The sequence below is a fragment of the Aquabacterium humicola genome, assembly GCF_030167915.1.
Lineage (GTDB): Bacteria > Pseudomonadota > Gammaproteobacteria > Burkholderiales > Burkholderiaceae_C > Pseudaquabacterium > Pseudaquabacterium humicola.
In genome coordinates this window covers 199,912-224,149 of the sequence record NZ_JARGNB010000004.1, presented here as the reverse complement: position 1 = coordinate 224,149, position 24,238 = coordinate 199,912, and the positions used below count along the sequence as shown (strand labels likewise).

Genomic DNA, 24,238 nt, shown 5'->3' with positions numbered 1-24,238 from the left:
GCTAGGCCGCTGCCACCGCCGGCCGCGTGGCATCCGCCGGCCGCCGCCAGCGTGCGCTGAGCACGCGCGCCAGCATCGCCGGCCGCATCAGCGTCGGCGGGGCTTCCAGCAGGTGCGAGACCCGCTCGAAGGCCACGGCCACGTCCGGATCGGTCTGCGCCGCATCGAAGACCTTCGCGACATAGGCGTTGATGAGGCGAACCGGCAGCGGCCGCTCCCCCTGCACGCTGGGGATCGCGAGGTCGGCGCCGACGGCGGTCTGCCAGGCGATGTCGATGCTGCGCGCGGCGGCGCGGAAATAACGGCGCGCCAGGCCCCGATCGATGGCGGCACCGGCCTGCAGCGCCTGCTGCAGCGCCAGCGCTTCGCAGGCGGCCACGCTCATGCCCTGGCCGAACACCGGGTTGAAGCTGCAGATGCTGTCGCCGATGGCCAGCACGCCGGCGGGCAGGCTCGAGCGCTCGTAGCGCCGGCGCTGGCTGTGCGGGAAGCGGTAGCCGAAGGGTTCGCACAGGAACTGCGCATCGCGCACGACCGCGGCCAGCTCCGACGGCGCGGCCTCCTGCGCGCGGCGGATGAAGCCCTCGCGGTCCAGCGGCGGCGCATCCTCGCCGTACCCGCCCTGCGTCACCACCCAGCGCCCGCCTTCCTGGCTCAGCAGCACCGAGGGCCGCGGGTGGTCCGGTGTCGCGGCGCAGATCACCGCTTCGAGGCCCGGCGCATGCTGCGGCTCGCGCTGCAGGTAGGCGGTGGCGTAGCGGATCTGGCAGTGCACCTGCTCTTCGCGCGGGGCATCGTGGCCGAGCTCCACCAGCCACTTCGGCAGCCGCGAGCCGCGGCCGCTGGCATCGACCACGAGGTCCGCGCGCAGCGTGCGGCGGTCGCCCGCCGGTTCGTCGCGCAGACGCCAGTGCAGGCCTGTGACCGCTGAACGGTCCGCCGCGCCGAGCAGGCCCGTCGCTTCGACACCGCTGACCAGCGTGATGCGCGGCAGCGCCCGCACGCGCCAGCGCAGCACGCCTTCGATCGCGCTGCGGCCGAGGCAGATCGCCTGCGCGTCGGCGGGGGCCTGCGCGAAGCGGCGCCGGCCGGCGTAGAAGAGGGCATCGCTGCCGACGTCGCCGAGGCGGCCACCGGCGGCCATCCATTCGTCGCCGATGCCGGGAAAGAGCTGCTCGATCACCTGCCGGCCGCGCGCCAGCAGCGCATGGGTGTGGTGGGTGTGCGGCATCGTCTCGCGCGGGCCCAGGTCCATCGGCAGTGCATGGCGTTCGAGCAGCAGCACCTCGTCGACGTGCTCATGCAGCACGCGCGCGGCCAGCAGCCCGGCCAGGCTGGCGCCGAGCACCACGGCGCGCCGCGGGCCGCGCGGGGCGGTGCCGGTTTCCTTGTCGCAAAGCGCGGCCAACGCGCGGGCATCGAGCGTGTTCATGGGACTCCTGCGGAACGGCCGTCGGCCGGTGATGGCGGGACATACGGCGCCTGCGCCGGCCCGGATGCACGCATTCCGGGGGATGCTTGCGCTTTTCAGGTCAGCTGACCAATAATGGCCGCCGTGGCCCGCCCCTCACAACAGCTCGACCAGGCCCTGCTCGCCAGCGGCCGCGCGCTGTATGCGCAGCTGGGCTGCGCCGGGCTGTCGCAGCGCAAGCTGGCCGAGCACGCCGGCATCAGCGCGGGCATGTTCCATTACCACTTCGACAGCAAGGACGCCTTCCTGCGCGCCTTGCTGCAGCAGCTGTACGAGGAGATGTACGGTCCGCTCGCCGGCCAGGCCGCGATGCAGGGGCCGGCGCTGGACCGGCTGCGCGCCGCGCTGCTGAGCCTGGCCGGCTTCGTGCGCGCGCAGCGGCCCGTGATCGTGCGGCTGGTGCTCGATGCGGCCGGCGGGGCGGAGGTCGCGCGCGAGTTCCTGCGGGCCAACGTGCCCCGGCACGTCGGCCTGCTGCTGCAGCTGCTGGCCGAGGCGGAGGCCGAAGGCGCGCTGCCGCCATCGCGCCATCCGCTGCAGCGCATCGCGCTGCTGATGGGCGCGGTGGTCGCGCCGATGGTCATGGCCCCGGCGGCGGCCGCGCTGGGCATTCCGCTGCCGAAGCCGTCGTTGCAGACGCAGGTCACCGGCGACGTGGCGATTGCCGAACGCATCGAGCTGGTGCTGGCGGCCTTGTGCGCCGGCGAGGAGGCCCCCCGATGAGCGCTTCGAGGACCCGGGCGGCCAGCGCAGGGGCGAGGCTGCTGCTGGTGCCGCTGCTGGTGCCGCTGGCCGCCTGCGACAAGCCGCCGCCGGCCGGCTGGTCGGGATATGTCGAGGGCGAGTACGTGCTGGTCTCGTCGCCCCTCGCCGGCACGCTCGCCGAGCTGCCGGTCGCGGCCGGCGGCCAGGTCGCGCAGGGGGCGCCGCTCTTCGTGCTCGACGACGATGCCGAGGTCTTCGCGAAGGACGAAGCCGCGGCGCGGCTCGGTGTCGCGCAGGCGCAGGCGCGCAACACCGAGACCGGGCGCCGCGCCGATGAAGTGGCAGTGACCCGGGCGCAGCTGGCCAGGGCGCGCGCACAGGCCGCGCTGGCGCGCAGCGAGCTCGCGCGGGTGAAGGCGCTGGTGGCGCAGAACTTCGTCAGCGCCGCGCAGCTCGACGATGCACAGGCCGCGATGACGCAGGCCGATGCACAGGTGAACGAGCTCGAGGCCGCGTTGCGCGTCGCGCAGCTGCCGGCCCGCGAGCAGGAACGGGCGGCCGCGCAGGCCGGCGCCGGGGCCGCGGCGCAGGCGCTGAAGCAGGCCGACTGGCGCGTGCAGCAGAAGGCGCCGCGCGCGCCGGCGGCCGCGGCGGTGGCCGACACCTTCTTCCGCGTCGGCGAATGGGTGCCCGCCGGGCAGCCGGTGGTGTCGCTGCTGCCGGCGGGCGCGGTGAAGGCGCGCTTCTACGTCGCTGAAACCGAGGCCGGTGCGCTGCAGCCCGGCCAGGCGGTGAGCATCCGCTGCGACGGCTGCGGCGCGCCGATCGCCGCGCGCATCAGCCGCATCGCGACGCAGGCGGAGTACACCCCGCCGGTGATCTATTCGAACGCCCAGCGCGCAAAGCTGGTGTTCCTGGTCGAAGCGCGGCCGGCGCCGGCCGATGCGCCTCGGCTGCGCCCGGGTCAACCCATCGACGTGCAGAAGGGCGGCTGACCGTGCTGGCGATCGACGTGCACGGCCTGACCAAGCGTTACGGCGGCCGCACCGTCGTCGACCATGTCGACCTGCAGCTCGAGCGCGGCCGCATCTGCGGCTTCCTCGGCCCCAACGGCAGCGGCAAGACGACGACGATCCGCATGCTGTGCGGGTTGCTGAAGGCCGACGAGGGCCGCGGCACCTGCCTGGGGCTGGACATCGCGGAGGGCGGCGCCGAGATCAAGCGCCAAGTCGGCTACATGACGCAGAAGTTCGGGCTCTACGAGGACCTGTCGATCCGCGAGAACCTGGACTTCGTCGCTCGGCTGTTCGAGCTGCCCGGGCGCCGCGCGGCGGTCGACCGCGCGCTCGCCGACCTCGGCCTCGTCGAGCGCCAGCAGCAGCTGGCGGGCGCCTTGTCCGGCGGCTGGAAGCAGCGGCTCGCGCTCGCCGCCTGCCTGCTGCACGCGCCGCAGCTGCTGCTGCTGGACGAGCCGACCGCCGGCGTCGACCCGAAGGCGCGGCGCGAGTTCTGGGACCACATCCACCGCCTCGCGGACGACGGCATCACGGTGCTGGTGTCGACGCACTACATGGACGAGGCCGAGCGCTGCCACGAGCTCTGCTACATCGCCTACGGCCAGGTGCTGGCGCGCGGCACGGCTGCCGAGATCGTCGCCGAGGCCGGTGCGCGCGACCTCGAGGAGGCCTTCGTGCGCCTGGTCGATCGCGCGCAGGACAACTTCGCCGCCGACGTTCCCGGCCCCTAGCGCATGAATTACTCGTGGCGCCGCACGCTGGCGATCTTCATCAAGGAGTTCCAGCAGATGCTGCGCGACCGCCTGACCTTCGCGATGGCGGTCGCGGTGCCGGTGATGCAGCTGGTGCTGTTCGGCTACGCGATCAACACCGATCCGAAGGGCCTGCCGACAGTGCTGGTGGCCGAAAACGGCGGTCCGCTCGCGCGCAGCGTCGGCGCGGCGCTGCAGAACAGCGGCTACTTCCGCATCGCGCACCGCACCGGCAGCGAAGTCGAGGCCGAGGCGCTGCTCGAGCGCGGCGAGGTGCAGTTCATGGTGGTGATCCCGCCCGGCTTCACGCGCGAGGTCGTGCGCGGCACGCGGCCGGTGCTGCTGGTGTCGGTCGACGCCACCGACCCGGCGGCGTCGGGCAACGCGATCGCCGCGCTGCAGCCGCTGCTGACGCAGGCGCTGGCCACCGAGGCGGTCGGGCCGCTGGCGGCGCTGGCGCCGCGCCCCACGCCGGTGGAGCTGCGGGTGCATCGCCGCTACAACCCGGAAGGGCTGTCGCGCTACAACATCGTGCCGGGGCTGATCGGCACCATCCTGACGATGACGATGGTGATGCTGACCGGCCTGGCAATGACCCGCGAGCGCGAGCGCGGCACGATGGAGAACCTGCTCGCCACGCCGGTGCGCCCGCTCGAGGTGATGATCGGCAAGATCCTGCCGTACGTCGTCATCGGCTACATCCAGCTCGGCGTGATCATGCTGGCCGCGTGGTGGCTGTTCGAAGTGCCGATGAACGGCAGCCTCGCGCTGCTGCTGGCGCTGATCGGGGTCTTCATGCTCGCCAACCTCGGCGTCGGCTTCACCTTCTCGACCCTGGCGAAGAACCAGCTGCAGGCGCTGCAGATGACCTTCTTCTTCTTCCTGCCGTCGATCCTGCTGTCGGGCTTCATGTTCCCGTTCCGCGGCATGCCGGGCTGGGCGCAAGCCATCGGCGAGCTGCTGCCGCTGACGCACTTCCTGCGCATCGTGCGCGGCATCCTGCTCAAGGGCAACGGCCTGCCCGAGCTGTGGCCGGAGCTGTGGCCGATGCTGCTGTTCCTGCTGGCCGCCGGCGTGCTGGCGCTGACGCGCTACCGCCGCACGCTCGACTAGGGCTCGACTAGGGCTCGACCAGTGCTCGATTAGCATGCGGCGGGCGAGGAGGTTCCCCCGATGCCCAGCTGGCTGAGTGCGCTCGACCGCCATTTCCCCATCCGCTACCTGACGCTGCTGCTGTGCGCGGTCTTCGCGCTGCTCGGTCTGTTCGCCTGGGTCGGCTTCGGCGAGCTGGCGTGGATGGCGCTGCTCGGCCTCTTCGGCCTCGCGACCGGCGTGCACGACCTGCGGCAGAACCGGCGCGCGGTGCTGCGCAACTACCCGGTGATCGGCCACCTGCGCTACCTGCTCGAATGGATCCGCCCCGAGATCCGCCAGTACTTCATCGAAAGCGAGCGCGAGACCATCCCGTTCTCGCGCCAGCAGCGCTCGCTGGTCTACCAGCGCAGCAAGGGCGAATCGGACAAGCGGCCCTTCGGCACGCAGCTCGACGTCGGCGCCGCGGGCTACGAGTGGATCAACCATTCGCTGCAGCCTACCGCGCTGCCGAGCCACGACTTCCGCGTCGACATCGGCGGCGAGCGCTGCGCGCAGCCGTACTCCGCGAGCCTGTTCAACATCTCGGCGATGAGCTTTGGCGCGCTGAGCGCCAACGCGATCCTCGCGCTCAACGGCGGCGCCAGGCGCGGCGGCTTCGCGCACGACACCGGCGAAGGCTCGATCAGCGAACACCACCGCGTGCACGGCGGCGACCTGATCTGGGAGATCGGCTCGGGCTACTTCGGCTGCCGCAACGCCGACGGCACCTTCGACGAGGAACTGTTCGAACGCAACGCGCGCGACCCGCAGGTGCGCATGGTCGAGCTCAAGCTCAGCCAGGGCGCCAAGCCCGGCCACGGCGGCGTGCTGCCGGGGCCGAAGGTGACGCCGGAGATCGCCGCGGCGCGCGGCGTGCCGGTGGGGGTCGACTGCATCTCGCCGGCCGCGCACAGCGCCTTCGACACGCCGCTGCAGATGCTGAAGTTCCTCGACCGGCTGCGCACGCTGTCGGGCGGCAAGCCGGTGGGCTTCAAGCTGTGCATCGGCCATCCGTGGGAATGGTTCGCGATCGTCAAGGCGATGCTGGAATGCGACCTGCTGCCTGACTTCATCGTCGTCGACGGCGCCGAGGGCGGTACCGGCGCGGCGCCGCTGGAATTCACCGACCACGTCGGCTCGCCGCTGCAGGAAGGCCTGCGGCTGGTGCACAACACGCTGGTCGGCGTCGGCTTGCGCGATCGCATCCGCATCGGCTGCGCCGGCAAGGTCATCAGCGCCTTCGACATCGCGCGCGCGATGGCGCTGGGCGCCGACTGGTGCAACGCGGCGCGCGGCTTCATGTTCGCGCTCGGCTGCATCCAGGCGCAGCATTGCCACACCGGCCACTGCCCCACCGGCGTGACGACGCAGGACCCGCTGCGCCAGAAGGCGCTGGTGGTGCCCGACAAGATCGAGCGCGTGCGCCGCTTCCACCAGTACACGCTGGAGGCGCTGAAGGAACTGGTACAGGCGGCCGGGCTCACGCATCCGAACCAGATCACGCCGGCGCACATCGTGCGGCGCACCAGCGACCACTCGGTGCGCCTGCTGTCGCGGTTGTTGCCGACGCTGCAGCGCGGCGAGCTGCTGGCCGCCGAACGCGGCGAGGTGGCGTGGCCGCACCAGGTCTTCGCGCTGTACTGGCCGATCGCCTCCAGCGCCAGCTTCCAGGCGGGGCCGGTGGCGGCGCAGATGCTCGACAAGCGGGTGATGCCGAATCCGTCGCCCAACGACGGATCGGCGGCCGGGTCCAGTGGCAGGCTTCACGCGGCAGACCCGGAAGCGACCCGTTCGGCGTGATGCACTTCACGCCCTCCGGCTCCCGCCATCGGTAGCGACCCGACATCCCCCGCGGCTCGGGGATGCAGGTCCGCGCCCGCGTCCCCAGAATTGGTTACATCAAGAAACCACGGGTCGTTGGGATATGAAGACCGCGTTGCTCGCCGGGAACAGCCCGGCACGCAGCCAGGCGTGGCGCGACGAACTGCTCGCCACCGGCGAATGGGACGTGCTCGGTCCGGTGCAGAGTTTTGCCTCGGCCCGCGTGCTGATGCACCGCCACGATCCCGACCTGCTGATCGCCGACCTGCGGCTCGTCGACGGCACGGTGCTCGACATGATCCGCGTGCTGCGCGTCGGCATCAGCCCGCTGAAGGCGCAGGTGCTGGTGGTCTCGCACGGCGAGGACCTGCTGCTGCTGGACGCGCTGCAGGAAGGCGCCGACAGCTTCTACGACGCCGACGACCTGCGCGCCGAGCCGCTGGCCGTGCATGCGCGCGACACGCTGGCCGGCGCCGCCGACATCACGCCATGGATCGCCAGGCGCCTGCTCGACCACTTCGAGGCCGACCAGCGCAGCGTCGCCGCGTCGCCGCTGGACGAGATGATCAGCCCGCTGGCGCTGGGTCCTGACGACCTGCTGCTGCTGCGCCGCCTGGCGATCGGCCGCCGCATCGCCGAGATCGCGCGCTTCGAGAACGTGCCGCCGCGGGCGCTCGCGGCCCGCGTGCGGGCGATCTACCGCAAGATGCAGTGGGACCTGCGCGCCGGCAACTTCACGCTGCAGGCCGCCTGAGGGCGTGCGCCTGCCGCTCACTTCGGGCGTCAGGGACAGCGCCGGCGATCGTCAGGCCGCCGGCGGCACGGTGTCGGCAAAGCTCGGCCGCGCGGCCAGCTTGTCGGACAGGCGGGCCAGGTTCGGATGGTCGCCGCGCCAGTCGATGTCCTTGAAGCGGAAGTCCAGGTAGCCCAGCGCGACGCCGACCGCGACGTCGGCCAGCGTGAAGTGGTTGCCGTTGCACCACGGCTTGTCGCCCAGGCCCTGGCTCATCGCCTTCAGGCAGGTGCCGATGCGGCTGAGCTGCCGGTCGATCCAGGCCGGGCTGCGCGCGTCGCCGCGCGGGCCCCAGGTGGCTTCCAGCCGCGCCAGCAGCGCGGCGTCGCAGACGCCGTCGCCCAGCGCTTCCCAGGTGCGCACTTCCACGCGCTCGCGGCCCGACGGCGGGATCAGCTTGCCGACCGGCGACAGGGTGTCGACGTACTCGACGATGACGCGCGAGTCGAACACCGCCTCGCCGCCTTCCATCACCAGGCAGGGCACCTTGCCGAGCGGATTCGATTTCAGGATGGCGTCCTGCGCCCAGACGTCCTCCAGCACCAGCTGGTAGTCCAACCGCTTCTCGGCCATCACGATCCGCACCTTGCGCACGTAGGGGCTGGTCAGCGATCCGATCAGTTTCATGGGCGGGCGGTGCAGGCGCGAGGTGCGATCGATTTTAGCGATCGACCCCCGCGCGACGGGGTGCGCCTCGCGGGCGCAGGGTTGAGTGTGGTCCGCAGCCGACGCTGCCGGTCGTGACGTCTTGACGCGGCGCACCAGCGCGGTGCGCTGATGGGGTTCCGCGCGGTGCGCCGATGGACGTCCGCGCGGTGCGCTGATGGACGTCCGCGCGGTGCGGCGGGGACGCCGTTCGACCCGACGAGCGGTCGAACAGGGGTCGCGAACGGTCGCTTCTCCGGCTCAAGCGCTCCATCGGCGGGCCGAAAACCTCGACATGCGCCGGATCGTTCAACCCCCCAACCCCCTCGTGAAGGGCTTCACGCTGATCGAGATGATGGTGACGCTCGCGATCATCGCGATCGTCTCGTCGATCGCGTACCCGAACTTCATGGCCAGCATCCGCAAGGGCCGCCGCGCCGATGCCGGCGATGCCGCGGCCAACGTGATGCAGGCGCAGGAACGCTGGCGCGCGAACAACGCGACCTACACGACCACGCTGGGCAACCTGGGCATCAGCAGCAGCACGACCGGCAACGGCTACTACACGATGGCCTTGTCGATCGGCGCCGGCCAGACCGCGTCGACCGGGTACACCATCACGTTCACGCCGGTCGCGTCGAAGGGCCAGAACAACGACACGGGCTGCACCGCGATGTCCGTCACGGTCACCGCGACGAACCCTGTCTACGCTCCTGCCACCTGCTGGAGCCGGTGATGTCGAGCCGTCCGAACCGTGGCGTGACGCTGATCGAGGTGCTGGTGGCCGTGGCCATCGCCGCCATCCTCGCCGGCCTGGCCGCCCCCCAGTTCACGCAGTCCATCGCGCGCACCCGCCTCGAAGGCGCGGTCAGCACGCTGGGCATCGACCTGCAGTACGTGCGCAGCGAAGCCATCCATCGCCGCACCAACGCGAGCCTGGTCGTCGCCGCCGACGGCGCGTCGTACGACGTGCGCTACACGCCCACCTCCGGCGCCGATGTCGTGCTGAAGACGGTCACGCTGCCGGCAGGCGTCACGCTGTCGGCCGGCACGGTGGTCTTCGAAGGCCTGCGCGGCACCACCACGGCGCAGACCCTCACCGGCAGCAGCAGCTACACCAGCGCGCAGCTGCAGGTCACCACCAACGCCTTCGGCCGCATCGCGACGTGCTCGCCGTCGGCCGCCTTCCACGGGTACACCGCATGTTGAGCCTGCGCCCCCCACGCCGCATCGCGCGCCCGCGCGCGCGCCAGCGCGGCCTGTCGATCATGGAGCTGATGGTCGGTGCGGCCGTCGGCATGATCGTGGTCAGCGGCGCCGTGCTGCTGTTCGCGAAGAACGTCTCCGGCTCGCGCATGCTGCTGGCCGAGACGCGCCTGAACCAGGACCTGCGCAATGCCGCCGACCTGGTCACGCGCGACATCCGCCGCGCCGGCTTCTGGGGCAACGCGATCCTCGGCACCACCGCCATCGGCGGCACCTCGGTGACCACGCAGAACCCGTACAGCCAGGTCAGCATGCCGGCCGCCAACGAAATCGCCTACCGCTTCTCGCGCGACAGCGCCACCGACAACAACACGCTCGATGCCAACGAGCAGTTCGGCTTCCGGCTCAACGACGGCGCGCTGCAGATGCAGGTCGGCGGCAGCTGGACCGATGTCACGGACAAGAGCTCGGTGAACATCACCACGCTGACCGTGACGCCCACCGTCACCCAGATCAGCCTCGGCGACACCTGCCCGACCGTCTGCGGCATCGGCACGCCGAACTGCCCCACCACCACCGTGCGCAGCTACGCCGTCGTGCTGCACGGTCAATCGGTTCGCGATGCCGCCGTGCAGCGCAGCCTGCGTTCGACGGTCCGTGTGCGCAACGACCAGGTCGCCGGCGCCTGCCCGGCCTGAAAGGTGATCCGATGTTCTCCCTCCACCTGACCCGCTCCCGCCGCCGCCAGCGCGGCGTCGGCACGCTCGTCGTCGCGCTGATCCTGCTGTTTGCCGCGTCGCTCGGCGCGCTGTACGTCAACCGCGGCGTGCTGGTCGAACAGCGCACGTCGGCCAACCAGATGCAGGCCACGCTGACCCACGAAGTCGCCGAAGCGGCGCTCGAATGGGCCACCGGCATGTTGAACGCGCCCTACGACATCGGCGCCAACTGCACCTTCGACAACACGGCCGGCAACACCTCGTTCCGCAAGCGCTACGTGATGACGAACTGGAACGCCGCGACGCCGTCGACCGATGTCGCGCCGGCCACCACCGTCTTCCCCGGCTGCAAGATCGATCCGGCCACCGGCACGCTCAGCTGCAGCTGCCCCAACACCCCGGGCAGCGGCACGGCGGTGGCCAGCCTCGGCAGCGCGGTGCAGCCCGGCTTCACCGTGGCCTTCGAGGCGGTGCCCGGCGATACCGACGCGGTGAAGATCACCGCCTGGGCCTGCAGTGCGCAGGCGGCGTCGTGCGCATCGACCACCTACGGCAATGCCGACGGCAATGCGCGCACGACCGTGACGCTGAAGCTCGGCCTGTCGCCGCGCCCGCCGGCCGCGCCGCTGACCTGCGGCACCTCGTGCGACATCGGCGGCTCGTTCAACGTCGCCAACAACGACGTCGCGACCAACGGCATCACGATCAATGCCGGCACGACGATCGACACCTCGCCGGGCACGTCGGTGACCACGCTGGCGGGCCAGCCGGTGGCGAACTCGCAGATCGAGAACGACCAGTCGCTGTACTCGCTGGCCAGCGCCGACCCGACCTGCGAGAACTCGGCGATGTTCAAGACCTACTTCGGCATGACCATCGAGCGCTTCCGCGATTCGCCGACCACCAAGATCATCAGCTGCGGCAGCGCGTCCGACTGCAAGAGCAAGATCGACACCGCCTACAGCCAGGGCTGGCGCTCGTTCTACTTTGCCACCGACCTGCAGCTCAGCGGCAACAACACCTACGGCTCGCAAGGCGACCCGATCATCTTCGTCACGCCCAACGCGCTGAAGATCAACGGCACCAATACCTTCTACGGCCTGATCTTCTCGAACAGCGCCGACTGGAACGACATCGGCACCGGCACGGCCAACATCAACGGTGCCCAGATCACCTGCGCGGCCTACAAGACCAACGGCAACGGCACGGTGACCTACGACCCCGATGCGCTGAAGAACGCCCGCCGCATGAGCGCCCCGCTCGTGCGCGTCCCGGGCAGCTGGCGCGATTTCCGCACCACCACGGACACGTTGCCATGAAGCGCCGCATCACTTTCCGCCGCCAGCAGGGCTTCTCGCTGCTGGAGTCGATGATCGCGCTGGTCATCATGGCCTTCGGCCTGCTGGCGATCGCCGGCGTCAGCCTGAAGCTCGCGCGCAGCGAGGACGTCGCGCGCCAGCGCGGCGAGGCCGCGCGGCTGGCGCAGGAGAAGATCGAGGAGTTCCGCTCCTACACGCAGATCGACACCGCGGCCGGGGTCAACGCGTGGGAGAGCATGGGCTCCGGCGCGACCACCGACAGTGTCGGCAACGGCGCCAACTACCACGCGAACACCACCTTCACCCGCAGCTGGCAGGTCTTCGACAGCACCGACGACCCGTGGCGCCGCGTGAAGATCAGCGTCAGCTGGGCCGACCGCACCAGCACCACGGCCACGGCCGAGACGACGCTGAACTTCTCGACCATCATCTCGAAGACCGACCCGTTCGACAGCGGCGCGCTGGCCTTCCCGCTGCCGGGCAATACGACGCTGAAGCGCCCGAAGAACCGCAACCTGAACATCCCGGTTCCGGCGGTGGATCTCGGCGGCGGCAAGAGCGTGGTGCAGCTGACCAACAACTTCGCCGTCGTGTTCTCGAACGACTCCGGTTATGTCGTGCTGACCTGCAACTTCATCGTCGACAGCATCGACGACCTGGCGAACTGCACCGAGACCAGCGCGTACATCATCGCCGGCTACATCTCGCTGGACGGCAGCATCAGCTTCCCCACCGGCCTGCTGGTCAGCAGCACGGGCCTCACCGGCACCACCGGCGTCACCTGCTCGCTGAACAACGCGGTGGACCAGAACACCGGCACCGCGATCACCGGCTACAAGTACTACCTGTGCGTGATCAGCGTGCCGTCGGCGGGTGCGCCGTGGGCCGGCACGCTGCGCCTCGGCGGCACGGGGCTCAACTCGGGCGCCACCAACTACAAGGTCTGCCGCTTCCAGTACCCCACGGGCAACGGCGCGACGGCGAACCAGCGCAACGTGCAGCCCTACACCCAGGTCTCCGAGTCGCTGGACAACCAGAACTACATCCTCAGCACCTCGGGTGGCCCGAACTGCCCCACCGTGACGTCGCTGGCGACCGTGCTGCACCAGGACTGCCGCAGCAGCAACGCCGCGCGCGCGACGGAGTGCCCGGTGAACTGACGGTGGACGGCCGTTCAGCGCGCCAGGGTCCAGTCGACCTGCGCGCGACGGCCGCCGAGGTCCAGCACCGACGCCGCCGGCGCCTGCCGCGCGACCACCTCGCCGCGGCGCATCACCGCCAGGCGCGCCGCACGCAGGCGGATCGCCTCGGCCGGCGTGCGCGCCTGCAGCAGCACCGCATCCGCATGGCAACCGACCTCGAGCCCGTAGCCTTCGAGACCGAGCACGCGTGCGGCATTCACCGTCACCGCATCGAAGCAGGCACGCATCTGCGCCTGCGAAGTCATCTGCGCGACGTGCAGTCCCATCTGCGCGACCTCCAGCATGTCGCCGGAGCCGAGTGCGTACCACGGGTCCATCACGCAGTCGTGGCCGAACGCGACGTTGACGCCACCGGCCATCAGCTCCGGCACGCGCGTCATGCCGCGGCGCTTCGGGTAGCTGTCGTGCCGGCCCTGCAGCGTGATGTTGATCAGCGGGTTGGCCACCGCATGCACACCGCTTTCGGCGATCAGCGGGATCAGCTTGGACACGTAGTAGTTGTCCATCGAATGCATCGAGGTCAGGTGCGAGCCGGTCACGCGGCCCTGCAGCCCGAGGCGCTGCGCGTGGAAGGCCAGGGTCTCGATGTGGCGCGACAGCGGGTCGTCGCTCTCGTCGCAGTGCATGTCGACGCGCAGCCCGCGCGCGGCGGCGATCTCGCACAGCAGCTTCACGCTCTCGGCGCCGTGGTCGGACGTGCGCTCGAAGTGCGGAATGCCGCCGACCACGTCGACGCCCTTGTCGAGCGCACGCTGCAGCGTCTGCAGCGCGTGCGGCGTGCGCAGCACGCCGTCCTGCGGAAAGGCGACCAGCTGCAGGTCCAGCCAGGGCTTCATGCGTTCGCGCACCTGCAGCAGCGCGTCGACCGCCAGCAGCCGTTCGTCGCAGACATCGACATGCGTGCGGATCGCCAGCAGCCCGCGGGCGATCGCCCAGTCGCAGTACTGCAGGGCGCGCTCGGCGATGGCCTCGGCCGTCAGCAGCGGCTTGAGTTCGCCCCACAGCGCGATGCCCTCGAGCAGCGTGCCGCTGGCATTGATCCGCGGCAGGCCGTACGACAGCGTCGCGTCCATGTGGAAATGCGCATCGACGAACGGCGGGCTCAGCAGCCAGCCGGCGGCATCGAGCTCGGGTTCGCCCGGCTCGCCGGCCACCCCGTCCTGCACCGGGCCGATCGCCGCGAAGCGGCCGTCGCGCACCAGCAGGTTGATGCCGGTGCGGCCGTCGGGCAGCGTGGCGTTGCGGATCAGCATGGCTGGTTTCTCCCGATGGTCCCAGGCGGCGACGGCCGCCGAATGCATATAGGCTAGCGCCTTTGCTCCGACGCATGACTTCCCTTCGCACGCTGACCGAGCCGGCGCGATCGACGCCGGTGATCGCCGAGACCGAGGTGCTGGTGCTCGGCGGCGGGCCGGCGGGCATCGCGGCCGCCGCCGCCGCCGCGCAGGCCGGCCGCCGCACGCTGCTGGTCGAGCGCTACGGCTTCCTCGGCGGCATGGGCACCGCCGCCGGCGTCACCAACTTCTGCGGCCTGCATGCCAACGTCTTCGGCCGCATCGAGCAGGTGGTGCACGGCATCGTCGACGAACTGCTCGACCGCATGCGCCGCTGCGACGGCCTCAGCGAGCCGCATGCCCTCTTCGGCGGCAAGATCGCCGCGCAGGCCTACGACAACCCGGCCTTCAAGATCGGCGCCGACGAGCTGCTGGCGTCGCGGGGTGTGCGCCTGCTGTTCCATGCCTACGCGGCCGGCGTGCTGATGCGGTCGCCGTCGCAGGTCGAGGCGCTGCTGGTCGAGACCAAGTCCGGCCGCGGCGCGATCACCGCCGAGGTGTTCATCGACTGCTCGGGCGATGCCGACCTCGCGGTCGCCGCCGGCGTGCCGTTCGAGAAGGACGAGCTGCTGTACCCATCGACGATGTTCCGCATCCACGGTGTCGACGACGCACGGGCCGGCGATGCGTGGAACCGCTTCGACGCGCTGATGGCCGAAGCGGAAGCGCGCGGCCGCCGCTTCCCGCGCAAGACGCCGATCGTGCGGCCGCAGAAGCATGCGGGCGAATGGCGCGCCAACGTCACGCAGCTCGCGAACCCCGACGGCAGCCCGGTCGACGGCACCGATGCCTGGCAGTTGAGCGCCGGCGAGCTCGAAGGCCGGCGCCAGATCGTCGGGTTCATGGACTTCCTGCGCTCGAGCGCGCCCGGCTTCGAAGGCGCCTACCTGCTTGAGATCGCGCCGCAGCTGGGCATCCGCGAGACGCGGCGCGTCGTCGGCGAGATTCAGCTGAGCGATGCCGACGTGCTGGGCTGTGCGCGCTTTGCCGACAGCATCGGCGTCAACGGCTGGCCGATCGAGGCGCACATCGCCGGCGACGTGACCTTCGAGTTTCCGCCCGGGCTCGGCACGCACCAGGGCGTCAACCAGCTGCCGCTGCGCATGATCCTGCCGCGCGTCGTGGACAATCTGCTGGTCGCCGGGCGCTGCGCGTCGATGACGCATCGCGGGCAATCCGCTGCGCGTGTCAGCGGTGCCTGCTTCGTGATGGGCGAGGCCGCAGGCAGTGTCGCCGCGCTGGCCCTTCAAGGCGGCGTGACGCCACGCGCCGTACCCGCCGCCGAGCTCCAGCGCACGCTGCAGCAGCAGGGCGTGTTTCTCGGCGCCTGACGGTTCTTCGAATCCCGTGACCACCCGGAGTCCTCGCATGCACCAGCGACGTCGCTTGTTATCCCTGCTCGCAGCCGGTCCCGCGGCCTTCACGCTGCCCACCTGGGCGCAGACGGCCGGCGCGCCGCGTACAGCCGCGGCCGCCGCCTCCCCGAAAGCGCTGGCCTGGCCGACGCAGCCACTGAAGATCCTGGTCGGCTTCCCCGGCGGCTCGACCCCCGACCTCGCGGCGCGGGCGATCTCCGAAGCCCTGGCCAAGAACCTCGGCCAGCCGGTGGTGGTCGAGAACCGCCCCGGCGCGTCGGGCAACATCGCCGCCGACCTCGTCGCCAAGGCGCGCGACGACCACACGATCGGCGTGCTGATCAACGGCAACCTGACGGTCGCCAAGCTGCTGAACCCGAAGCTGCCGTTCGACCCGGCGAAGGACTTCGCGCCGCTGTCGCTCATCGGCACCGCGCCGCTGCTGCTGACCGTGGCCGGCACCGCGACGGGCAGCAAGCCCGCCGAGCTGCTGCACTGGGCGCGCAGCCTCGAAGGCAAGGCCAACTACGGCACGCCGGGCAACGGCACCGTCGGCCACCTCGGCATGGAGCTGATCAAGAGCAAGACCGGCATCACCGCGGTGCACGTGCCGTACCCCGGCAACCCGCAGGTGATCAATGCGATGCTGTCCGGCCAGGTGCACCTGGCGCTGCTGCCGCCGGGCCTGGCGCTGCCGCACGTGCGCAGCGGCAAGCTGAAGGCCATCGGCCTGACCTCCCCGGGCCGCAGCGCGCTGGTCACCGACCAGCCGACCCTGCGCGATGCCGACGTCACCGGCGCCGACCTCGAGATCTGGACCGCCGCCGCGGCGCCCGCGTCCATGCCCAAGCCCATCGTCGCCAAGCTCAGCGCCGCGCTGGTGGAGGCGATCCGCGCGCCGGATTCGCGCCAGAAGCTGCTGAACGCCGGCTGGCAGGCCGTCGGCACGGCGCCTGAAGGTCTGGCCAACCGCATGAAGGCCGATACCAACCAGCTCGGCGGCATCATCATGATGCGCGGCATCAAGGTGGACAGCTGACCATGCCGCCCGCCGTTTTGTCCGCCGCACAGATCGAGCGTTATCACGCCGACGGCTACCTCGTGCTGCCGGGCTTCAAGACGGCCGACGAGGTCGCCGCGCTGCGCGCGCGGGCGCTGCAGATCGTCGACCAGTTCGAGCCCGGCGCGAAGCGCACGATCTTCAGCACCACCGACCAGGCGCGTGGCACCGGCGACGACTTCCTGGCGTCGGCCGAGGGCATCCACTGCTTCTTCGAGGAGGAGGCCTTCGACGCCAGCGGCGCACTGCGCCAGGCCAAGGCGCTGTCGATCAACAAGATCGGCCACGCGATGCACGACCTCGACCCGGTGTTCGAGCGCTTCTCGCGCGGACCGCGCATGGCGGCGCTGGCCCGCGACCTGGGCCTTGCCGATGCGAAGGTGTGGCAGTCGATGTACATCTTCAAGCAGCCGGGCATCGGCGGCGAGGTGAAGTGGCACCAGGACGCCACCTTCTTCGACACCACGCCGTGCACCGTCACCGCGTTCTGGTTCGCGCTGGAAGACGCCACGCGCGACAACGGCTGCCTGTGGGTCGAGCCGGGCGGCCACCGCGGGCCGCTGCGCGAGCGTTTCGTGCGCGATGGCGAGGTGGTCACGATGGAAACGCTGGATACCACGCCGTGGCCGGACGATGCGGTGGCCGTGCCGGTCGAGGTGAGCGCCGGCACGCTGGTGTGCTTCCATGGCCTGCTGCCGCACTGGAGCGCGCCGAACCGCTCGGCGCATTCGCGCCATGCCTATACGCTGCACGCGACCGACGGCACCAGCGCCTACTCGCCGCGCAACTGGCTGCAGCGCGAACGCGTGCCGCTGCGCGGCTTCGACTGAAGGCGTGCCGCCGGCTCAGCCGCCGCCGGGCCGCCCCAAGGCGGCTGACGCCCCCTTGGGGGGCAGGAGCGAAGCGACGTGGGGGTCCACTCAGCCGGCCCAGGTCATCGACACCGCGGCGTGGCGCTTGCCGTCGAGGCTGACGCTGCGCTGCTGCTGCCGGCCGTCGGGGTGCGTCGCTTCGATGACGTAGCGGCCGGCGGGCATGTCCAGCAGCACCATCGGGCCGACGCCCTTCGCTTCGTAGACCGTGCGTCCGCCCGCGTCGCGCACGCGCAGGCTGATGTCGGCGACGAACGCGCCATCCGGGCGCGAGAAGGTCAGGGCCAGCGGGTAGCCGGGCGCCGCTTCCTTCATCGCCCGCGCTTCGTCGGCGCCGATGCCGCCGCTCAGCGAGCGCACGGCGCCTTGCTGGTCCGCCGCCGGTCCGGCGAGGGTGGAGCCCGCGATCGCCAAGGCGAGGGCGCCCGCGAGCCAGGGCGCCAAACGGTGGGTGTTCATGCGTGAAGCGCCGGCAATCGGCATGCCGGCTCGCCGCGCCGGCCGGACTTCAGCGCGCGCCCAGCGGCAGCAGCCGGTCGCCCGGCTGCACCTCGGCCTCGGGGTCCATCTCGATCGCCACCTGCGTGCAGACCGCGCGGCACAGCATGGCGACGCGTTCGCTCTGCAGCCGGTAGTAGATCTGCGTGCCGTCGCGGCGCTTGCCGAGCACGCCGGCGCGGTACAGCGTCGACAGGTGCTGGCTCATGTTCGGCTGCGTGGTGTCGATCTCGGCCAGCAGCTGCGACACGTTCTTCTCGGTGTTGCACAGCGCGCCGATGATCTTCAGCCGTATCGGCGTCGACAGCAGCGCGAACAGTTCGGCGACCGATTCGAAGACGGCGTCGGCGGCGGGGTCGGTGTCCATGCGGGGCGGGCGGTCGATCGTTGATGCGCGAAGTTTATGCGCGACCGCTGATGAACGCCCGCCGACCGTGGTGCGGCGGGCTTGCGCTGGATCAGCGCGCGCTCAGGCGGTGCGCAGGGCGCCGGGGCTGCGCCGGTCTTCGCGGCTGAGGCCGGTGAAGGCGAAGTCCAGCGCCGGCGCGCGGCCGCTGACGATGTCGGCGATCGCCTGGCCCGAACCCGCCGAATGCGTCCAGCCCAGCGTGCCGTGGCCGGTGTTGAGGTACAGGTTGGCGATCTTCGAGCGGCCGATGTAGGGCACGTTCGACGGCGTCGCGGGCCGCAGGCCGGTCCAGTAGCGCGCCTGTCGGCCATCGGTCATCTGCGGGAACAGCTCGCGCACGCGCCGCACGATGGCTTCGCAGCGCGTGATGTTCAGCGCCGTGTCGAAGCCGTTGAGCTCGGCGGTGCCGGCGATGCGCAGCCGGTCGCCCAGGCGCGAGAACACCAGCTTGTACTCGTCGTCGGTCAGCGATACCGAGTACGCGTGTGCCCGGTCCTGCACCGGCAAGGTCACCGAGTAACCCTTGGCCGGGTAGATGTTGAGGTGAATGCCGAGCTCGCGCGCGAAGCCAGCGGAGAACGAGCCCAGGCACAGCACGTAGCGGTCGGCGGCGAGCGTCGAGACGATGCCCTGCGCATCGGCGAGCTGCACCCCGGCGATGCGGTCGCCTTCGCGGCGGATGCCGACGATGCGCGTCTCGACCCTGAACTGCACCCCGGCCGCCGCGCAGGCCGCGGCCAGCGCCTGCGTGAAGCGGTGCGCGTCGCCGGATTCGTCGCTCGGCGTCATGCTGCCGCCGACGATGCGGTCGCGGCATTGCGCCAGCGCCGGCTCGATCGCCACGCACTCGTCGGCGCTCTTCATGTCGAGCTCGCAGCCGTGCTCGCGCATCACGCGCGCCGGTTCCTGCGCAGCCTCGAACTCCGCGGCGCTGGTGTAGAAGTGCAGGATGCCCTTGCTCAGCTGGTCGTACTCGAGCCCCAGGTCGCGGCGCAGCTGCTGCAGCGTCGCGCGGCTGTAGAGGCCGAGGTTGACGATCTGGCGGATGTTGTGGCGCGTGCGGCCCGGCGTGCATTCGCGCAGGAAGGCGAGGCCCCAGCGCCACTGGGCCCAGTCGGCGCGCAGGCGGAACAGCAGCGGCGCGTCCTCCTTCGCCAGCCACTTCAGCACCTTCAGCGGTGCGCCCGGGTTGGCCCAGGGTTCGGCATGCGACACCGAGATCTGCCCGCCGTTGGCGAAGCTGGTTTCGAGGCCGGCAGCGGGCTGGCGGTCGATGACGGTGACGTCGTGACCCGCCTGGCGCAGGAACCAGGCCGACGTGATGCCGGTGACGCCGGCGCCGAGGACGAAGACTTTCATGGGAAGGCTCTCTCGAAGGTCGAATCGAAGCAACGAACGAGAGGCGATGGGCCGCACATCGTGGACGGATGCGAAGCGCACGCGACGACGGACCACCGGTCCTCTCGCGCCGCTCCCGCTGTCCTCGGTACCTGAGAGATTCGGCGCCGGCTTCGTCGTGAAGCGCGGGCCTTGCTCCTTCGGTGGATGCCTTCGCTGCGAAGGCATCGCTCTCCAGTGTCGGCTGTGATCCGAACCAGTACCGGGCCTGAGCGTGTATGGGAGGTTGCGCCTTCGGCGGCGGCCTTCGCGGAATTTCGCGGAAGGCCGCACTCTCCTGGTTCGAGCCGCGATTCTAGGGGCCGGGCGCCCCGACCGTCAAAGCCGGACGCCCGGATCGCCGGCGATGCCGACCAGCTTGGGCACGCTGACTCGCCGCGGTTTCACCCGCGGCTTCTGCGCCTTCAGCCAGGGCTCGATCACCTCCCACACCGGCTTCCAGCCAGCCGTGCGCGCGCCTTCGGCCACCGGCGCCCAGCCGGCCACCTTGTAGGTCTTGCCGGCCTCGATGGCCCGGCCGTTCGCCAGCCGCAGGTCGGCGATGCGCCGGCCCATCGCCGCGGCCGGCGTGCAGGTGTAGGCCAGGCCGCCGGTGCGCACCATGTCGCCGCCCTGCTGGTAGTACGGGTCGGGGTTGAAGAGGTTGTCTGCGACGTCCTCGAGCACGGTCTTCAACATCTCGCCGCTCATCTCGGTGAGCGTCGCGTACGGGTAGGTGATCGCCAGCTGGTCCATCAGCCGTTCGCGGGTGATCGTCTCGCCGGGCAGCAAGGTCGTGCCCCAGCGGAACCCGGGCGACAGCGCGAGGTCGGCGCCCTGCACGTCGATCAGCGCGTCGCAGATCAGCTGGTCCCAGCTCCCGTTGAAGTTGCCGCGGCGGTAGAGCAGGCCCTCGGTCACGGCCAGCGGCTCGGCCAGCCTGGCTTCGTAGGGGCCGCGTACTTTGTCAATCAGCGCCTGCATGGCCGGGTCGGGTGTCAGCTGGTTCGTGAACACCGGCAGCAGCTTGTAGCGCCAGTCGGCGAGCTTGCCGTTGCGCACGTCGAAGTCCATCACGCCGAGGAACTTGCCGTTGCTGCCGGCGTTGGTCACCAGCGTGGTGCCGCCGGGATTGCTGATGGGCAAAGCGAGCGGCACGCCATCGTGCGTATGGCCGCCGAGGATCGCGTCGATCCCGCGCACGCGCGAGGCGAGCTTCAGGTCGACGTCCATGCCGTTGTGCGACAGCAGCACGACCAGCTGCGCGCCCTTGGCGCGCACCTCGTCGACCGTCTTCTGCAGGTTGGCTTCCTCGATGCCGAAGCGCCAGTCGGCGACGAAGTAGCGCGGGTTGGCGATCGGCGTGTACGGGAAGGCCTGGCCGATGATGGCCACCGGCACGCCGTTGATCTCGCGCCAGCTGTGCGACGGGAAGACCGGGTCGCCGAAGTCGGCCGTCTGCACGTTCTGCGCGATGAACTGGATGCGGCCCTGGAAGTCCTTCTCGACGATCTGCTTCACCCGCTCCATGCCGTAGGTGAACTCCCAATGGCCGGTCATCACGTCGACGCCGAGCGCCAGCGCCGCGTCGACCATGTCCTGGCCTTGGGTCCACAGCGCGGTGGCCGAGCCCTGCCAGGTGTCGCCGCCGTCGAGCAGCAGCGCGCCGGGGCGGCTGGCCTTCAGGCGCTTGACCAGCGTCGCCAGGTGCGCGAAGCCGCCGACGCGGCCGTAGCGGCGCGCGGCGCGCTCGAAATCGAGCATCGTGAAGGCATGCGCGGCGCGTGTGCCGGGCGGGATCTTCGCGGCCTTCAGCAGCGCGTCACCGACGAGGTGCGGCCACTGGCCGCGCATCGCCCCGACCCCCAGGTTCACGCTCGGCTCGCGGAAGTGCAGCGGCAGCAACTGCGCATGGCAGTCGGTCATGTGCAGCAGCGAGACGTTGCCGAAGCGCGGCAGGTCGTACAGCGCGGCTTCGGCCGTCGCGGCATCGGCCTCGGCATGCGGCCCCAGGGCCATGCCGGCGGCCGACGCCGCACCCAGCACCTGCAGGAATTCGCGGCGCGCGAGCGTCATGGGGACTCCGTTCGAAAGGGCCCCGCTGCGGGGGGCCGCGCCGCGCTCAGCGCGCGGCGGTCAGGCTCACTGGTTCACCGGCGACTTCGGGTCGAGCAGCAGCGCCATCAGGTGGCGGATCTGCTTTTCCTCGAGCAGTTTCGCGCGGCCGAAACGCGGCATGTTCGAGCAGGCCGCGTAGGCCTTGCTGTTCCACAGCTTGCCCCAGGTGTACTTGATCACCTCGGCGCTGGCCGGGTCGGCCGGGTCCTTGACGCCGCGCAGCTTGCCGTACTGGTAGAGGCTGGGGCCGATGTTGCCGAAGGAGATTTCGGCAGGACCGATCTGGTGGCAGTTGTAGCACATGGCCCCGTTGGCCGAGGGGGCCGCGCTGCTGTCGGACCAGGTCATGCCGCGGCCGTTCTGCGCCAGCTTCTCGCCTTCGCGCCAGTCGCCGAGGTACTGGCCGTCGGACGGCCACTTGACGCCGGCGAGCGACTCGCTCTCGATCTGCTTGGCGACGGCCGGCGAGGGCGGCTGGTCCGACGAGCAGGCGCGCTGGCTGGCGTCCTGCTCGAGCCGGTCCAGGCCGGCGATGCCTTGCGCCCGGAAGTCGGCCTTGTGCATCGCGATGGATTGCGCGTCGAGCTCGGCCGGCGACGGCAGCGTCGCGCAGCCGACCAGCACGGCGGTGCCCACCCCGGCGGCGAGGGCGAGGAAACGATGGGTGCGGTTCATGCGGCAGCCGTCCTTCAGCGCTTGATCGACGGCGCGATCGATTCCGCGCCCTTGGCGTTGACGCCCATGTAGACGCCCAGCGCGATCGTCACGTCGCTCGCATAACCGGGGTAGGGGAAGCGCTGCTGGCGGTAGCAGTCGTTCAGGCGCCGCTGCATGCCCCAGAGCTCGCCGCTGGAGACGCGGTAGGCCGGCCACGCGGCGAAGCCGATGCCGTCGCCCGGGTTCTTCGTCAGGTTCGGCAGGTCCTGCATGCGGATGCGCATGCCGTCGGCGTTGTGGCAGGTCGCGCACGCGAAGTCCATCGGCCCGCCGCGGAAGAAGAACGCGCGCTTGCCGAGCTCGTACATGCGCTGCTCGGCCGGGTGCGATTGCGGCAGGTTGACCTTCAGCCCGCGCGACTCGGACGCGATCCACGCCGCATAGGCTTCCATCGTCTGCTGCTCGCCGCGGCCGAAGGGCGTCTTGGCGATCTCGGCCGGGTCGAAGCCCTGCAGCGTCTCCATGCAGGTCAAGAGGCGCGACTCGAGGTCCTGCACCCGCTGCGTATCGGCGAAATAACGCGGCAGCTGCACCCAGGCGCCCTTGATCACACCGGGGCCGAGGCCGAGGTCGCAGCGCTCGAGCGACACCTTCTTCGGGCCGCGCGGCGTCTTCCACAGCGCCTCGCCCTTGGCTTCGAACAGTTCGGCCGGATTGCCCTCGGCCAGCATCGCGCGGTATTCGGCGATGGCCTCGGCGGAGCTCTTGGGCTTCTGGGATGGGGCCGGCGGGGTCTGGGCCTGGACCGCCACGACGGCGGTCATGGCGGCCAGCACGGCCGCGGTGCAGGCTGCTGCGGGCAGTCGCTTCATCGTCTGCAATCCTCTCCTCCAGGATCGGTGGAACTGTCGGCCGGTCGGCGCCATGGCGGCGGCGCGCTGCCGGCCCCGCTCAGGACACGACGGCTTCGTCGGTGCGTTTCTCGCCGCGATTGTCAACCCAGGTCACGGCGACCTTGTCGCCGGCCTTCGCGCCCTTGATCGCGAACTGCAGGAAGGGGTTCTTCGAGATCGACGGGCCCCACTGCGCGGCGAACACCGGCTTGCCGTTGTGCGTCGCGCTGACTTCCTGGATGAACCAGGCGGGGATCGTCTTGCCGGCCGAATCCTTGCGCTGGCCGGTTTCCATCTCGTGTTGCATCAGCACGCGCACGGTGGCCTTGTCGCCAGCGGCCTGGGCGCGGATGCGCATCGGGTCTGCCATGTTGTCTGCTCCTTAACCGCCACATCCACCCAGCGTCACCTTGATCTCCTTCTGCGAGAACAAGGCCTTGCCGTCGCCCGTCAGCGCCACCGCGTAGACGTTGGACGACTGGCCCATCTTCACGCGGGTGGTGAAGGCGGCGTCGATCGCGTCGTTGCACTCGAAGATCGCCGACAGCGCGTTCGGGTTCTTCTCGACCAGCAGCAGCAGACGCTTGACGCCCGGCAGCGTGGTCGAGCAGCCGACCTGCACGACGGCGCCGTTCTCGGCGATGTCCGGGCCGGTCAGCACCACGTCCTTGCTTTCGGTCGGCGCGCCGGCGCCGAGCGCCTTCAGCACGTCCGCCAGGTTCTTGCCGTCGAACGCGGCCTGCGTCCAGGCAGCCTGCGCCGCGGCCGGCAGCAGGCCCAGGCCGGCCAGCAGGCCGGCGACGCCGGCGCTGCGTTGCAGCATCTCGCGGCGGGTTTGCATCGTCATCTCCTTCATCGTGCAGTCACTCATTCCGGGCGGCC

24 protein-coding genes, 1 pseudogene and 1 riboswitch are annotated in these 24,238 nt (G+C 70.7%); of the genes and pseudogenes, 14 read left to right on the top strand and 11 right to left on the bottom strand.

Annotated features, from left to right (window positions below; all coding sequences use genetic code 11):
- Position 1: 1 nt before the first annotated feature.
- On the bottom strand, positions 2–1,432 hold the full coding sequence (locus P1K89_RS19890) for an FAD-dependent oxidoreductase (RefSeq protein WP_284618241.1): 1,431 nt from the start codon (positions 1,430–1,432) through the stop codon (positions 2–4).
- Positions 1,433–1,555: 123 nt separating this feature from the next.
- On the opposite strand from P1K89_RS19890, the gene P1K89_RS19885 reads away from it, so the two are divergent.
- From P1K89_RS19885 to P1K89_RS19860, 6 genes and pseudogenes are all read left to right on the top strand, one after another.
- A complete protein-coding gene (locus P1K89_RS19885) occupies positions 1,556–2,194 on the top strand; it encodes a TetR/AcrR family transcriptional regulator (RefSeq protein WP_284618240.1) in 639 nt (212 codons plus the stop codon).
- Positions 2,191–3,171, top strand: coding sequence for an HlyD family secretion protein (locus tag P1K89_RS19880; RefSeq protein ID WP_284618239.1), 981 nt, complete (start codon positions 2,191–2,193; stop codon positions 3,169–3,171). Before P1K89_RS19885 ends, P1K89_RS19880 begins: the two co-directional genes overlap by 4 nt.
- A pseudogene (locus tag P1K89_RS19875) lies at positions 3,168–3,833 on the top strand (ABC transporter ATP-binding protein); the annotation flags it as partial. The gene P1K89_RS19880 and the pseudogene P1K89_RS19875, both read left to right, overlap by 4 nt.
- A 93-nt stretch (positions 3,834–3,926) precedes the next feature.
- The gene (locus P1K89_RS19870; RefSeq protein ID WP_284618238.1) at positions 3,927–5,057 is read left to right on the top strand and encodes an ABC transporter permease; all 1,131 of its coding nucleotides are present in this window, start codon (positions 3,927–3,929) and stop codon (positions 5,055–5,057) included.
- Between the two features lie 60 nt (positions 5,058–5,117).
- Entirely contained in the window at positions 5,118–6,878 is a 1,761-nt protein-coding gene (locus tag P1K89_RS19865) for an FMN-binding glutamate synthase family protein (protein ID WP_284618237.1), read from the top strand.
- A gap of 136 nt (positions 6,879–7,014) precedes the next feature.
- Positions 7,015–7,653, top strand: coding sequence for a response regulator (locus P1K89_RS19860; RefSeq protein ID WP_284618236.1), 639 nt, complete (start codon positions 7,015–7,017; stop codon positions 7,651–7,653).
- 51 nt (positions 7,654–7,704) lie between these two features.
- On the opposite strand, the gene P1K89_RS19855 is transcribed toward P1K89_RS19860, so the two are convergent.
- Positions 7,705–8,319, bottom strand: a complete 615-nt coding sequence (locus P1K89_RS19855; RefSeq protein ID WP_284618235.1) for a glutathione S-transferase family protein — start codon at positions 8,317–8,319, stop codon at positions 7,705–7,707.
- Positions 8,320–8,665: 346 nt separating this feature from the next.
- Between P1K89_RS19855 and P1K89_RS19850 the strand changes: the two genes are divergently transcribed.
- From P1K89_RS19850 to P1K89_RS19830, 5 genes are read left to right on the top strand one after another with little or no spacing between them, the layout of a single operon-like run.
- Entirely contained in the window at positions 8,666–9,073 is a 408-nt protein-coding gene (locus tag P1K89_RS19850; RefSeq protein WP_284618234.1) for a type IV pilin protein, read from the top strand.
- Complete coding sequence (locus P1K89_RS19845; RefSeq protein ID WP_284618233.1) at positions 9,073–9,546, top strand: GspH/FimT family pseudopilin; 474 nt, start codon at positions 9,073–9,075, stop codon at positions 9,544–9,546. Before P1K89_RS19850 ends, P1K89_RS19845 begins: the two co-directional genes overlap by 1 nt.
- Positions 9,540–10,241: a PilW family protein gene (locus P1K89_RS19840; RefSeq protein WP_284618232.1), complete on the top strand. Its 702-nt coding sequence runs from the start codon at positions 9,540–9,542 to the stop codon at positions 10,239–10,241. The genes P1K89_RS19845 and P1K89_RS19840 overlap by 7 nt, the downstream gene beginning before the upstream one ends.
- An 11-nt stretch (positions 10,242–10,252) precedes the next feature.
- Positions 10,253–11,581: a pilus assembly PilX family protein gene (locus P1K89_RS19835; RefSeq protein WP_284618231.1), complete on the top strand. Its 1,329-nt coding sequence runs from the start codon at positions 10,253–10,255 to the stop codon at positions 11,579–11,581.
- The gene (locus tag P1K89_RS19830; RefSeq protein ID WP_284618230.1) at positions 11,578–12,741 is read left to right on the top strand and encodes a type IV pilus modification PilV family protein; all 1,164 of its coding nucleotides are present in this window, start codon (positions 11,578–11,580) and stop codon (positions 12,739–12,741) included. Before P1K89_RS19835 ends, P1K89_RS19830 begins: the two co-directional genes overlap by 4 nt.
- 14 nt (positions 12,742–12,755) lie before the next feature.
- Here the strand turns inward: P1K89_RS19830 and P1K89_RS19825 are convergent, their stop codons facing one another.
- Entirely contained in the window at positions 12,756–14,036 is a 1,281-nt protein-coding gene (locus tag P1K89_RS19825) for an amidohydrolase family protein (protein WP_284618229.1), read from the bottom strand.
- Positions 14,037–14,110: 74 nt separating this feature from the next.
- Here P1K89_RS19825 and P1K89_RS19820 point away from each other — a divergent pair, with 74 nt between their 5' ends.
- Genes P1K89_RS19820 through P1K89_RS19810 form a run of 3 tightly spaced genes read left to right on the top strand, consistent with a single transcriptional unit; the run spans position 14,111 to position 17,362 of the window.
- Positions 14,111–15,448 (top strand): FAD-dependent oxidoreductase, encoded by a 1,338-nt coding sequence (locus tag P1K89_RS19820; protein WP_284618228.1) that lies wholly within the window; start codon positions 14,111–14,113, stop codon positions 15,446–15,448.
- Between the two features lie 37 nt (positions 15,449–15,485).
- On the top strand, positions 15,486–16,511 hold the full coding sequence (locus P1K89_RS19815; RefSeq protein WP_284618227.1) for a Bug family tripartite tricarboxylate transporter substrate binding protein: 1,026 nt from the start codon (positions 15,486–15,488) through the stop codon (positions 16,509–16,511).
- A 2-nt stretch (positions 16,512–16,513) separates the two neighbouring features.
- Positions 16,514–17,362: a phytanoyl-CoA dioxygenase family protein gene (locus P1K89_RS19810; RefSeq protein ID WP_284618226.1), complete on the top strand. Its 849-nt coding sequence runs from the start codon at positions 16,514–16,516 to the stop codon at positions 17,360–17,362.
- Between the two features lie 90 nt (positions 17,363–17,452).
- Here the strand turns inward: P1K89_RS19810 and P1K89_RS19805 are convergent, their stop codons facing one another.
- The 8 genes from P1K89_RS19805 to soxY form a co-directional block, all read right to left on the bottom strand.
- On the bottom strand, positions 17,453–17,863 hold the full coding sequence (locus tag P1K89_RS19805; protein WP_284618225.1) for a carboxypeptidase regulatory-like domain-containing protein: 411 nt from the start codon (positions 17,861–17,863) through the stop codon (positions 17,453–17,455).
- Positions 17,864–17,912: 49 nt separating this feature from the next.
- Positions 17,913–18,269, bottom strand: coding sequence for an ArsR/SmtB family transcription factor (locus P1K89_RS19800; RefSeq protein WP_284618224.1), 357 nt, complete (start codon positions 18,267–18,269; stop codon positions 17,913–17,915).
- 102 nt (positions 18,270–18,371) lie between these two features.
- Positions 18,372–19,670 carry a D-amino acid dehydrogenase gene (locus P1K89_RS19795; protein WP_284618223.1) on the bottom strand — a complete coding sequence of 433 codons (1,299 nt, stop codon included), beginning with the start codon at positions 19,668–19,670 and terminating at the stop codon, positions 18,372–18,374.
- A gap of 226 nt (positions 19,671–19,896) precedes the next feature.
- A riboswitch (glycine riboswitch) is annotated at positions 19,897–19,999 on the bottom strand.
- Between the two features lie 28 nt (positions 20,000–20,027).
- Positions 20,028–21,764: a thiosulfohydrolase SoxB gene (gene soxB / locus P1K89_RS19790; RefSeq protein ID WP_284618222.1), complete on the bottom strand. Its 1,737-nt coding sequence runs from the start codon at positions 21,762–21,764 to the stop codon at positions 20,028–20,030.
- Positions 21,765–21,830: 66 nt separating this feature from the next.
- Positions 21,831–22,481 carry a sulfur oxidation c-type cytochrome SoxX gene (gene soxX, locus P1K89_RS19785; protein ID WP_284618221.1) on the bottom strand — a complete coding sequence of 217 codons (651 nt, stop codon included), beginning with the start codon at positions 22,479–22,481 and terminating at the stop codon, positions 21,831–21,833.
- Positions 22,482–22,495: 14 nt separating this feature from the next.
- Positions 22,496–23,335, bottom strand: coding sequence for a sulfur oxidation c-type cytochrome SoxA (soxA, locus tag P1K89_RS19780; protein ID WP_439898012.1), 840 nt, complete (start codon positions 23,333–23,335; stop codon positions 22,496–22,498).
- A 79-nt stretch (positions 23,336–23,414) separates the two neighbouring features.
- Positions 23,415–23,726: a thiosulfate oxidation carrier complex protein SoxZ gene (gene soxZ / locus P1K89_RS19775; protein WP_284618220.1), complete on the bottom strand. Its 312-nt coding sequence runs from the start codon at positions 23,724–23,726 to the stop codon at positions 23,415–23,417.
- A gap of 12 nt (positions 23,727–23,738) precedes the next feature.
- The gene (soxY, locus tag P1K89_RS19770; protein ID WP_284618219.1) at positions 23,739–24,197 is read right to left on the bottom strand and encodes a thiosulfate oxidation carrier protein SoxY; all 459 of its coding nucleotides are present in this window, start codon (positions 24,195–24,197) and stop codon (positions 23,739–23,741) included.
- Between the last annotated feature and the right edge of the window lie 41 nt (positions 24,198–24,238).

Bases quoted from the DNA above. Each gene is read 5' to 3' on its own strand.
- P1K89_RS19890 (WP_284618241.1), bottom strand. From the start codon at position 1,432: ATGAACACGCTCGATGCCCGCGCGTTGGCCGCGCTTTGCGACAAGGAA.
- P1K89_RS19880 (WP_284618239.1), top strand. From the start codon at position 2,191: ATGAGCGCTTCGAGGACCCGGGCGGCCAGCGCAGGGGCGAGGCTGCTG.
- P1K89_RS19870 (WP_284618238.1), top strand. From the start codon at position 3,927: ATGAATTACTCGTGGCGCCGCACGCTGGCGATCTTCATCAAGGAGTTC.
- P1K89_RS19865 (WP_284618237.1), top strand. From the start codon at position 5,118: ATGCCCAGCTGGCTGAGTGCGCTCGACCGCCATTTCCCCATCCGCTAC.
- P1K89_RS19855 (WP_284618235.1), bottom strand. From the start codon at position 8,319: ATGAAACTGATCGGATCGCTGACCAGCCCCTACGTGCGCAAGGTGCGG.
- P1K89_RS19845 (WP_284618233.1), top strand. From the start codon at position 9,073: ATGTCGAGCCGTCCGAACCGTGGCGTGACGCTGATCGAGGTGCTGGTG.
- P1K89_RS19840 (WP_284618232.1), top strand. From the start codon at position 9,540: ATGTTGAGCCTGCGCCCCCCACGCCGCATCGCGCGCCCGCGCGCGCGC.
- P1K89_RS19835 (WP_284618231.1), top strand. From the start codon at position 10,253: ATGTTCTCCCTCCACCTGACCCGCTCCCGCCGCCGCCAGCGCGGCGTC.
- P1K89_RS19830 (WP_284618230.1), top strand. From the start codon at position 11,578: ATGAAGCGCCGCATCACTTTCCGCCGCCAGCAGGGCTTCTCGCTGCTG.
- P1K89_RS19825 (WP_284618229.1), bottom strand. From the start codon at position 14,036: ATGCTGATCCGCAACGCCACGCTGCCCGACGGCCGCACCGGCATCAAC.
- P1K89_RS19820 (WP_284618228.1), top strand. From the start codon at position 14,111: ATGACTTCCCTTCGCACGCTGACCGAGCCGGCGCGATCGACGCCGGTG.
- P1K89_RS19815 (WP_284618227.1), top strand. From the start codon at position 15,486: ATGCACCAGCGACGTCGCTTGTTATCCCTGCTCGCAGCCGGTCCCGCG.
- P1K89_RS19810 (WP_284618226.1), top strand. From the start codon at position 16,514: ATGCCGCCCGCCGTTTTGTCCGCCGCACAGATCGAGCGTTATCACGCC.
- P1K89_RS19805 (WP_284618225.1), bottom strand. From the start codon at position 17,863: ATGAACACCCACCGTTTGGCGCCCTGGCTCGCGGGCGCCCTCGCCTTG.
- P1K89_RS19800 (WP_284618224.1), bottom strand. From the start codon at position 18,269: ATGGACACCGACCCCGCCGCCGACGCCGTCTTCGAATCGGTCGCCGAA.
- P1K89_RS19795 (WP_284618223.1), bottom strand. From the start codon at position 19,670: ATGAAAGTCTTCGTCCTCGGCGCCGGCGTCACCGGCATCACGTCGGCC.
- soxB (WP_284618222.1), bottom strand. From the start codon at position 21,764: ATGACGCTCGCGCGCCGCGAATTCCTGCAGGTGCTGGGTGCGGCGTCG.
- soxX (WP_284618221.1), bottom strand. From the start codon at position 22,481: ATGAACCGCACCCATCGTTTCCTCGCCCTCGCCGCCGGGGTGGGCACC.
- soxA (WP_439898012.1), bottom strand. From the start codon at position 23,335: ATGAAGCGACTGCCCGCAGCAGCCTGCACCGCGGCCGTGCTGGCCGCC.
- soxZ (WP_284618220.1), bottom strand. From the start codon at position 23,726: ATGGCAGACCCGATGCGCATCCGCGCCCAGGCCGCTGGCGACAAGGCC.
- soxY (WP_284618219.1), bottom strand. From the start codon at position 24,197: ATGCAAACCCGCCGCGAGATGCTGCAACGCAGCGCCGGCGTCGCCGGC.